Source organism: Sphingomonas sp. (genome assembly GCF_013816785.1).
Classification (GTDB): domain Bacteria; phylum Pseudomonadota; class Alphaproteobacteria; order Sphingomonadales; family Sphingomonadaceae; genus Sphingomicrobium.
On record NZ_JACDDV010000070.1, the window covers coordinates 1 to 8,837 of the forward strand.

Sequence of the window (8,837 nt, forward strand, 5' to 3'; positions counted from 1 at the left end):
GGCCGATCGGGTCGTCCTTCCCGGCGTGGGCGCGGCCGGCGTGGCGATGGAACGGCTGCGGCAATGTGGTCTCGATCGCGTCCTTTGCAATCGGACACGCCCCACGCTCGGGATTTGTCTTGGCATGCAATTGATGTTCGGGGGGTCGGAGGAGGACGGCGGGACCGAGCTGCTTGGCCTGTTGCCCGGGACCGTCACCGCCCTCCGGCCGGCCGCAGGTTTTCCGGTTCCGCACATGGGGTGGAGCGCCTTGGAGACCAAGTCGGTGGAGATCGGCCTCGAACCGGGCGCCCATGTCTTTTTCGCCCACAGCTTCGCCTGTCCGGACGGTCCGGCAACAGCTGCCTCGGCAAACTACGGCGGAGCTTCGATCCCGGCCGTGATCCGAAGCGGCGTGTGGTGGGGCGCCCAATTCCACCCCGAACGCTCCTCGGCCGCCGGAAGCCGCTTCCTGCAGGCGTTCCTCAAGTCATGATCCTGCTTCCGGCGATCGATCTCATCGACGGCCGCTGCGTCCGTCTGGCGCAGGGCGATTTCGCCCGCGAGACGGCCTATTCAGACGATCCCGCCGCCGCGCTCACCGCGTTTGCCGATGACGGTGCCACCGAGGTGCACCTGGTCGACCTCGACGGCGCCCGCGCGCGCGAACCTCGCCAGCACGACCTGCTGATCGCGCTGGCCGCGGAGAGACGGCTCGGCCTCCAGGTTGCGGGCGGGTTTCGCTCGCTCAACCAAGTGCGGCGAATGCTCAGTGCCGGGATCGCCCGGGTGGTGATCGGAAGCCTGGCCATCGACGACCCTGACGCCTTTGGCCGCATGATCGACGACGTCGGGCCCGACCGGCTGACGCTCGCACTCGACGTTCGCATCGAGGACGGCGCGCCCATGGTCGCGACTCATGGCTGGACGACGGGATCGGGTGAAACCCTGGGCGCGGTGCTGGCCCGCTTCCCGCAGGTTCGGCACCTCCTCGTCACCGACATCGCCCGCGACGGAATGCTCGACGGGCCGAACCTGGCCCTGGCGCGTATGATCGCCAAAGAATTTGCGCCGATCGAGTTGCAGGCGTCCGGCGGCGTTTCGTCGCTCGGCGACCTTGCCGATCTCCACCAGACCGGCGCGACGCGCGCCATCGTCGGCAAGGCGATTTGGGAGCGGCGCTTCACCGTCGCGGAAGGCGTATTCCATGCCCAGTGCTAGGATCATCCCCTGCCTCGATGTGGCCGACGGCCGCGTGGTCAAGGGCGTGCGCTTTCGCGACCACCGCGATGTCGGCGACATCGTCGATCATGCGCTCCGCTATCGCGACGAGGGCGCCGACGAGCTTGTATTTTACGACATCACCGCAAGCGTCGACGGGCGCACCGTCGACCTGGCCTGGGTCGGGCACGTGGCTGCGGTCATCGACATTCCGTTCTCGGTTGCGGGCGGGATCGCCGATGTCGAGACGGCGCGAACAGTCCTGTCGGCCGGTGCTGATAAGGTCAGCGTCAACTCGCCGGCGTTGCAGCGGCCGGCGCTCCTCACCGAGCTGGCGGGGGCGTTCGGGCGGCAATGCGTCGTCCTGGGGATCGACAGCATGATCGGCGACGACGGCCGCTTGGAGGCCAAGCAATACACCGGGCGGCCCGAGGCGACCCGCAGCAGTGGCCGCGAGACAATCGCTTGGGCGGTCGAGGCCGCGCGCCTCGGCGCGGGCGAGATCGTGCTCAATTGCATGGACCGTGACGGCGTTCGCGACGGTTTTGACCTCAGCCAGCTGGCCGCGCTGGTCGATGCGGTCGATATCCCGGTCATCATTTCGGGCGGCGCCGGCGAGCCGTCCCATTTCGCCGCGGCGTTCCGGGCCGGCGCCAGCGGTGCGCTGGCGGCGTCGGTGTTTCACGACCGGCGGATCGCGATTGGTGACCTCAAGGACTATCTCGCCAGGCAAGGAATCGAGGTGCGGCGATGATCGATGTCGACACGCTGGCATGGGAGCGGATGGGCGGCCTGCTGCCCGCGGTCGTGCAGGATGCCGACAGCGGCGAGGTGCGGATGCTCGGTTACATGAACCGGGAAGCGCTCGACGCCACCATCGCCGAGGGGTTCGTGACCTTTTTCAGCCGGTCCCGGAACGCGCTATGGCGTAAGGGAGAGAGCAGCGGCCACACGCTCGCACTGGTCAGCATCGCCGCCGATTGCGACGGCGACGCCCTGCTCGTGACAGCCCGGCCCAAGGGGCCCACCTGCCACACCGGTTCGACATCATGCTTCGGCGAGCGACAAACTCAAGGAACCGGCTTTATTGCCGACCTTGAGCGCGTGCTTGTCGAACGCAGCCGCGCGGACCCTGCCATCAGCTACACCGCGCGGCTGATGGGTGAGGGCGTCAAGCGCATAGCCCAGAAGGTTGGAGAAGAAGGAGTCGAAACCGCCCTCGCGGGGGCCGCCGGCGACGATGCCGAACTGGCTAGTGAGGCCGCGGACCTGGTCTATCATCTTACCTTGTTACTACAGGCGCGCGGACTTGGGTGGCGGGCGGTGATCGATGAGTTGCGCCGCCGTCACGCCGACAGCAGCGCCACTGCCTCTTCGTAGAGCGGGAGGCTGGCGGCGGCGATAATCCGCCCGCCGTCCCAGTCCTCGCCGCCGTCCCAATCGCCGATCGCGCCGCCAGCCCCGCGCACCACCGCGACCAGCGCGTCGAGATCGTGCCGCTTGAGGCCGCTTTCGATGACGAGATCGAGGTCGCCGGTCGCGACCCGGGCATAGGCCAGCGCATCGAGGCCATAGCGCGCGACCAGCGTCGCCCGGCGGATACGATCGAATGCTTCAATCTCCGGCCCTTCGAACAGGAACGGATCGGTGGTCGCCAGCCGCGCCGACCCAAGGTCGCGGCAGCCGCTGGCCGCGGCGGGCGCTCCGCTCCGGCGTGTCTTCCCCTCCGTCGCAATCAGCCGTTCGCCAAGCACCGGGAGGTCGATCAGCCCGGCGACATGGTCACCGTCCTCGATCACCCCGACCAGCGTCGCCCAGCTCGGCAGGCCGCAGATGAAGGCGCGGGTGCCATCGATCGGGTCGATGCTCCAAGTCCGCCGGGCGCCCTCGGAGGTCCAGCCATATTCCTCGCCGCGGATCGCATCGTCTGGAAACGCATCCGAAATCAGCGCTCGTAGCGCGGTTTCGATATCTTGATCGATTTGCGTGACAGGGTCGAGTCCGACCGTGGCCTTGTTATGGTAGCTAAAGTCCTCGTCTCGCGACTGGGTGATTACCCGTCGCGCGGCCTGTGCCAGCTGGCCTAGAAATTCAGATATGCGATCCATCACAACGATGTGGCAAAAGGCGGGCGTCACGCCAAGCGTTGATCTAGTTCATCGGCAACGTAGATACTCTGCATTCAAGCCCAGGTTCACTTTCATGTGAGGGACTCTGCTTAAAACTATCGACTAAAACGAGGCCGTAAACTATTTGGTCTCGCGATCTTTTCGGTCGGAAAACGGCCATTTTTCCCTCAGACTTACTCGAAAACGGACCGTCCGCTCTCGGCCAATCCGGGCCGTTCGTCGGCGCGTGTGATGGCCTTCAGCGGGTACGATTTTAGTTTGCCAGCAAGCGCTTGATTTCGGCATCAGGTATCTGAGGGCCGTCTCGAGTGTATCGCTTGCCGAACTAATTGCAGGTCTAAGTGATAAGTGGCGATAGACGTTACGAGGGCACTGACTCGAACCGTCTCTTTACATGGATCAGGTCGAATTTCGCGGCCCGTGCGGTCGTCGTTGGTCTGGGAGCAGCGCCCACTTAAAACTACGTCAGGACGCTGGCAATCCGCGCCTGGGCATCGAGGTCGGCTGGCTCATCGACGTCGCTCAAGATATCACCGACGAACAGCGACCAGCCGAGCGCCTCGATGCGTGCGATAGTGGTCGCGGCGACGGTGTCGGTGCTCCACGCGATGTCGCCAAAGAGGGAAGGGTCGGTGCGCGCCAGGCCGAGCAAGACGTAGCCGCCGTCTCGCGCCGGGTGGATCATGGCGTCATGGCTTTCGAGGTGAGCCGCGGCCTCACCGAGACGCTTGCCGTCGAGCTCAGGACAATCGGTGCCGATGAGTAGGATGCGTTCGCCGCCGTCGATCACGCGCTTGGCCGCCGCCGCAAGCCGTTGTCCCAAATCGCCGGGTCCCTGGTCGGCCAGCCGCACCCCGGCCGGCAGATGTCCCGCCCATGCGCAGTCATCGGGGTGCGGGGTGGCGCATAGTTCGGGGGTTGCAAGCCCGGCTGCAAGCGCGTGGGCGACCGTGTCGGCCAGCATCCGCTGCGCGAGCCGGGCAGCGCCCGCTCCGCCGAGTGCGGGGATCAAACGAGTCTTCACTCGGCCCGGCACCGGGGCCTTGGCCAAAATGACGATCCGAGTTGCCATCGCGCTCATTTCCGACGCCAGCGATGATAAAGTTCGACCCACTCCAGCAACCGCTCGGGCTGGTTGGCCTTCTTCCATTCGCCGGCGGCATTTTTGTTGGCTTCGGCCATGGTGGGGTAGGAATGGATCGTGCCGAGGATCTTGTTGAGTCCTAGCCCGTGTTTCATCGCCAGCACGAACTCGGCCAGCAGTTCGCCCGCCTGCGCGGCGACGATGGTTACGCCAAGGATCTTGTCCTTGCCCGGCGGCACCAGAACTGTGACGAATCCTTTATTCGCGCCCTCGGCGACGGCGCGGTCAAGATGGCCGAGGTCGTAGCGAACGATTTCGTGAGCGATGTCGGCCGCCGTGGCGGTCGCGACGGTGTGGCCGACGTGGGCGACTTCGGGGTCGGTAAAGGTGGTCCACGGGATCACGGTGTAATCGGCCCGGAACGTCCGCAACCCGCCGAACAGCGCGTTGACCGCCGCATACCACGCCTGATGCGCCGCAAAATGGGTGAATTGATAGGGGCCGGCGACGTCGCCCACTGCGAAGATGTTGGGGAAAAGCGTCTTGAGCGTCTCGTCGACGATGACGGTCTTGCCGGTCTCGATGCCGAGGTCCTCGAGGCCGTAGCCGGTCAGCCGCGCCTTGCGGCCGACCGCGACGATGATGTCGTCGAACGCGATCGAGGCTTCCCCGTCGCCTTTCTTGACGATCAGAGACTTGCCTTCGCAGCGCACCGCTTCGTGGCCGGCGCGGACGTCGACTCCTTCGCCGCGGAGAATGTCGGCGATAAACGCCGACACCTCCTCATCCTCGTTGGGCAAGATCCGCGGACCGGCCTCGATCTGGGTCACCGCGCTGCCGAGCCGGGCGAAGGCCTGTGCCATTTCGGTGCCGATCGGCCCGCCGCCGACGATTACCAGCCGGCCCGGGACTGTATCGCGCGCCGCAAGCACGTCCCACATCGTGTCGCTGGTCAGAAACCCCGCTTTGGCGAGGCCGGGGATGTCGGGGACGAACGGCTCGGCCCCTGCGGCAATGACGATAGAACGGGTAGTGAGGCGCTGCGTGCCGCCGTCGCGGTCGGTGATTTGAACTGTCCATGGATCGACGATCGTAGCGTGGCCAATGCGGACGTCGACTCCGAGTGCGGTGTAGCGCGCGACGCTGTCGGCTGGCGCGATCTTGGCGATGACACCGCGAACGCGGGCCATGACTGCCTTGAAATCGATACTAGGCTCGGCCGATGCCAGCCCGAACTGGTCGGCATGGCGCATGTCGTGCGCGAGCCGCGCGCTGCGGATCAGAGCCTTGGAGGGAACGCAGCCGGTGTTGAGGCAGTCACCGCCCATTGTGCCGGCTTCAACCAGCGTCACCTTGGCGCGCACGGCGGCGGCGATGTAGGCGGTGACCAGCCCGCCCGCGCCCGCGCCGATCACCACCAGATTGCGATCGAAGCGGCGCGGACGCCGACACCCTTGATACACGCGGCGGCGCTTGATCAGCCCGACGATCGCTTTGGCCATCAGCGGGAACAGCCCGAGCAAAACGAACGAACCGATCAATGCCGGCGAGAGAATGTCGCCGGTGCTGTCGATCGCGGCCAGTCGGGTGCCGGCGTTCACGAACACCAGCGTACCGGGCAGCATGCCGATCTGGCTGACGACGTAGAAGGTCACGAGGCGCATGGTCGTTAGCCCCATCGTGAGATTGATGAGGAAAAAGGGGAAGGCCGGGATAAGCCGCAAGGTAAGAAGGTAGGAGACTCCATCCTTGGCGATGCCGCGGTCAATCGCCGCGACGCGCCTGCCGAACCGCGCTTTGACCCAGTCACGCAGGACGTAGCGCGACGACAGAAAGGCGAGGCTGGCGCCGATAGCCGACGCGAACGAGACGATCAGCGTGCCCAGCCACAGCCCGAACACCGCGCCCGCCGCCAACGTCAGGATTGCCGCGCCGGGCAGCGAAAAGGCGGTGGTCGCGATATAAAGGAGGAAGAAAGCGCCGATGATGGCCAGCGGCCGATTGTTCAGCAATGTCGCGAGATCGGCCTGGCGCGCTTTCAAGCTGGCTAGTGTGAGATAGGCACCGAGATCGAAGATAAAAAAGGCAGCGATAGCGGCGACGAAGACGGCAAGCAGTCCGATCTTGCCTCGGCTCATACCTTTGTCCTTCGGGCCATCAGCATTTGGTCAAGCGACCACCGATCCTCGTTGCGAAACGAGAGCAGTACCAATATCGCCGCCGCGATCGTGATCGACGGGAAGAACAATATATGGCTGCTTTCCTTTTTTAGCAGGTACAGGCCCATCGGGTCGAGCAGGTAACGCTAGAGAATCACCGCCCCGGGACGAGGATTAGCGCCTGCAGCGCGTAACTGATACGCTGAAACAGCCCAAGGACGACCAGGATGCGGACGCGTTTGCAGTCGACCGTGATCGCCAGCCACGCGACGAGAGCTATCGCCGCCACCGCTATCAAGGCGCGCAGCGCGGGTGCGCGAAACGGCCGCACGGGCCGCGTTGCGCGGCCGCGAGAAGTGTCTCCCAGCCCCGCCCCACGCCTCGATCGCCTATGTTTGGGCCAGCCTTCCTCGCGAGCGCGTTGTAACTTTCAGCGACGCTGACCGAAATAGTTTTGGATCGGCATCGCCCGATTGACGACAAAGGAAGTTAGCTCGATGCGTTCGATTCTCATTCTTGCCGCCAGCCTCGGCCTTGCGAGCGCCCAGACCGCGTCCGCCGCCCAGCCGGTCGCGGCCGTGTTCGCCGGGGGCTGCTTCTGGTGCACCGAATCCGATTTCGACAAGATTCCCGGGGTGCTGTTGACCACCTCGGGCTATGCCGGCGGCAAGCTGCGCAACCCGACCTACGAGCAGGTCTCGGCCGGCGGCACCGGCCATATCGAGGCGGTGCGCGTCACTTATGATCCGGCCCGCGTCAGCTATGCCACGCTCGCCGCGCGCTTTATCCGGACCGTCGATCCGCTCGATTCTGGCGGCAGCTTCTGCGACCGCGGTTCTCAATATCGCTCGGCTTTTTTCGTCGCAACGCCGGCGCAGCGCCGGATCGCGGAAACCATCAGAAATAGAACGCAAGCGTCGCTTAAGAAGCCTGTCGCGACGCTCGTCCTGCCCGCCGCGACCTTCTATCCGGCCGAGACTTATCATCAGAATTATTACAAGAAGAACCCGGTCCGTTACCGCTTCTATCGCCTCAACTGCGGGCGCGATGCGCGCCTGAAGGAAATCTGGGGCTAGGGCCGACCGACGGAGAGAAATGATTGCTACTATAGTCAGCGCCGAGGGCTCGCCCTTTGCCGTGCTACAGGCGAGGCCGCTCGATCGTGCCAAGTTCCGAGATCCGCTATGCACGGCCGGCGGTGATACCCGCGCTCATGTCTCGCTGCGACATCTCGAGACATTGTGGATCAACACCGGCACGCTGTGCAACCTCTCCTGCAAGACCTGCTACATCGAAAGCTCGCCGACCAATGACGCGCTGGTTTATCCGACGCTGGCCGAGGTAGACGCCTATCTCGACGAAGCCGAGGATCTCGGTACGCGCAAAATCGGCTTTACCGGCGGCGAGCCGTTCATGAACCCCGACATGGTGGCGATGATGCGCTCGGCACTGGGGCGCGGCTTCGAGGTACTCGTGCTGACCAATGCGATGCGCCCGATGCGGCGCTTCGAAGATCAGCTAGACGCGCTACGGGCCTGGCGGGGCGCGCGGCTGACGATGCGCGTCAGCCTCGACCATTACACCCAAGCGCTGCACGAGGCCGAACGCGGCCCCAACAGTTGGACCAAGGCGGTCGATGGCTGCAGATGGCTATCGGCTCACGGCTTTCGTACCGCTGTCGCCGGACGGCGACTGGCGGGCGAGAACGAGGCGACGGCCCGCGCTGGCTATGCCGGCCTGTTCGCCGCACATGATTTGCGCATCGACGCATTTGATGCCGCCGCGCTGGTGCTGTTTCCGGAAATGGACGAGGCCGCCGACGTGCCCGAAATCACCGAAGCGTGTTGGGACCTGCTGGGCGTATCGCCGACGTCGACGATGTGCGCGTCGAGCAGGATGGTAATTAAACGCAAGGGCGCGCCGCGTCCGGTCGTGGTTGCCTGCACCTTGATTCCCTATGATGACCGCTTCGCGCTCGGCGAGACGCTTGCCGAAGCTCATGGCGAGGTTAGCCTCAGCCATCCACATTGCGCGCGCTTCTGCGTGCTTGGGGGCGCGAGCTGTTCGGGCTGAGACAATGCTGACGATCGTCATTCCGGCCCTCAACGCCGCTGCCAGCCTTGGCGCATGCCTCGCGGCGCTCGACGGCGCCGACGAAATTTTGGCCGTAGATGGTGGGTCGACCGATAATAGCGCGGGCATCGCCGAGCGAGCGGGCGCCCGCGTCATCGCCGCGCCGCGCGGGCGGGGAACGCAGTTGCGCGC

The 8,837-nt window shown here is 65.1% G+C and carries 11 protein-coding genes; 7 read left to right on the forward strand and 4 right to left on the reverse strand.

Annotation, left to right across the window (positions count from 1 at the left end; genetic code table 11):
• The 4 genes from hisH to hisIE all read left to right on the forward strand — a co-directional run.
• Positions 1-475: imidazole glycerol phosphate synthase subunit HisH (gene hisH / locus H0W65_RS11370; RefSeq protein WP_294007695.1), on the forward strand; the 475-nt coding region annotated here is incomplete at its 5' end.
• Positions 472-1,200 carry a 1-(5-phosphoribosyl)-5-[(5-phosphoribosylamino)methylideneamino] imidazole-4-carboxamide isomerase gene (locus H0W65_RS11375; protein WP_294007696.1) on the forward strand — a complete coding sequence of 243 codons (729 nt, stop codon included), beginning with the start codon at positions 472-474 and terminating at the stop codon, positions 1,198-1,200. The genes hisH and H0W65_RS11375, both read left to right, overlap by 4 nt.
• The gene (hisF, locus tag H0W65_RS11380) at positions 1,187-1,954 is read left to right on the forward strand and encodes an imidazole glycerol phosphate synthase subunit HisF (RefSeq protein WP_294007697.1); all 768 of its coding nucleotides are present in this window, start codon (positions 1,187-1,189) and stop codon (positions 1,952-1,954) included. Before H0W65_RS11375 ends, hisF begins: the two co-directional genes overlap by 14 nt.
• Complete coding sequence (gene hisIE / locus H0W65_RS11385) at positions 1,951-2,580, forward strand: bifunctional phosphoribosyl-AMP cyclohydrolase/phosphoribosyl-ATP diphosphatase HisIE (RefSeq protein ID WP_294007698.1); 630 nt, start codon at positions 1,951-1,953, stop codon at positions 2,578-2,580. The genes hisF and hisIE overlap by 4 nt, the downstream gene beginning before the upstream one ends.
• Here the strand turns inward: hisIE and H0W65_RS11390 are convergent.
• The 4 genes from H0W65_RS11390 to H0W65_RS11405 form a co-directional block, all read right to left on the reverse strand.
• A complete protein-coding gene (locus H0W65_RS11390) occupies positions 2,547-3,308 on the reverse strand; it encodes an inositol monophosphatase family protein (RefSeq protein ID WP_294007699.1) in 762 nt (253 codons plus the stop codon). The genes hisIE and H0W65_RS11390 overlap by 34 nt on opposite strands.
• 481 nt (positions 3,309-3,789) lie before the next feature.
• On the reverse strand, positions 3,790-4,401 hold the full coding sequence (locus tag H0W65_RS11395) for a TIGR04282 family arsenosugar biosynthesis glycosyltransferase (RefSeq protein ID WP_294007700.1): 612 nt from the start codon (positions 4,399-4,401) through the stop codon (positions 3,790-3,792).
• A gap of 5 nt (positions 4,402-4,406) precedes the next feature.
• Positions 4,407-6,551 carry an FAD-dependent oxidoreductase gene (locus tag H0W65_RS11400; RefSeq protein ID WP_294007701.1) on the reverse strand — a complete coding sequence of 715 codons (2,145 nt, stop codon included), beginning with the start codon at positions 6,549-6,551 and terminating at the stop codon, positions 4,407-4,409.
• A gap of 175 nt (positions 6,552-6,726) precedes the next feature.
• Positions 6,727-6,903: a hypothetical protein gene (locus tag H0W65_RS11405; protein WP_294007702.1), complete on the reverse strand. Its 177-nt coding sequence runs from the start codon at positions 6,901-6,903 to the stop codon at positions 6,727-6,729.
• 166 nt (positions 6,904-7,069) lie between these two features.
• Between H0W65_RS11405 and msrA the strand changes: the two genes are divergently transcribed.
• From msrA to H0W65_RS11420, 3 genes are all read left to right on the forward strand, one after another.
• Entirely contained in the window at positions 7,070-7,648 is a 579-nt protein-coding gene (gene msrA / locus H0W65_RS11410; RefSeq protein ID WP_294007703.1) for a peptide-methionine (S)-S-oxide reductase MsrA, read from the forward strand.
• A gap of 19 nt (positions 7,649-7,667) precedes the next feature.
• Positions 7,668-8,645, forward strand: a complete 978-nt coding sequence (locus H0W65_RS11415) for a radical SAM protein (RefSeq protein ID WP_294007704.1) — start codon at positions 7,668-7,670, stop codon at positions 8,643-8,645.
• Between the two features lie 4 nt (positions 8,646-8,649).
• A partial coding sequence (locus H0W65_RS11420) for a glycosyltransferase (RefSeq protein ID WP_294007705.1) occupies positions 8,650-8,837 on the forward strand: 188 nt, incomplete at its 3' end.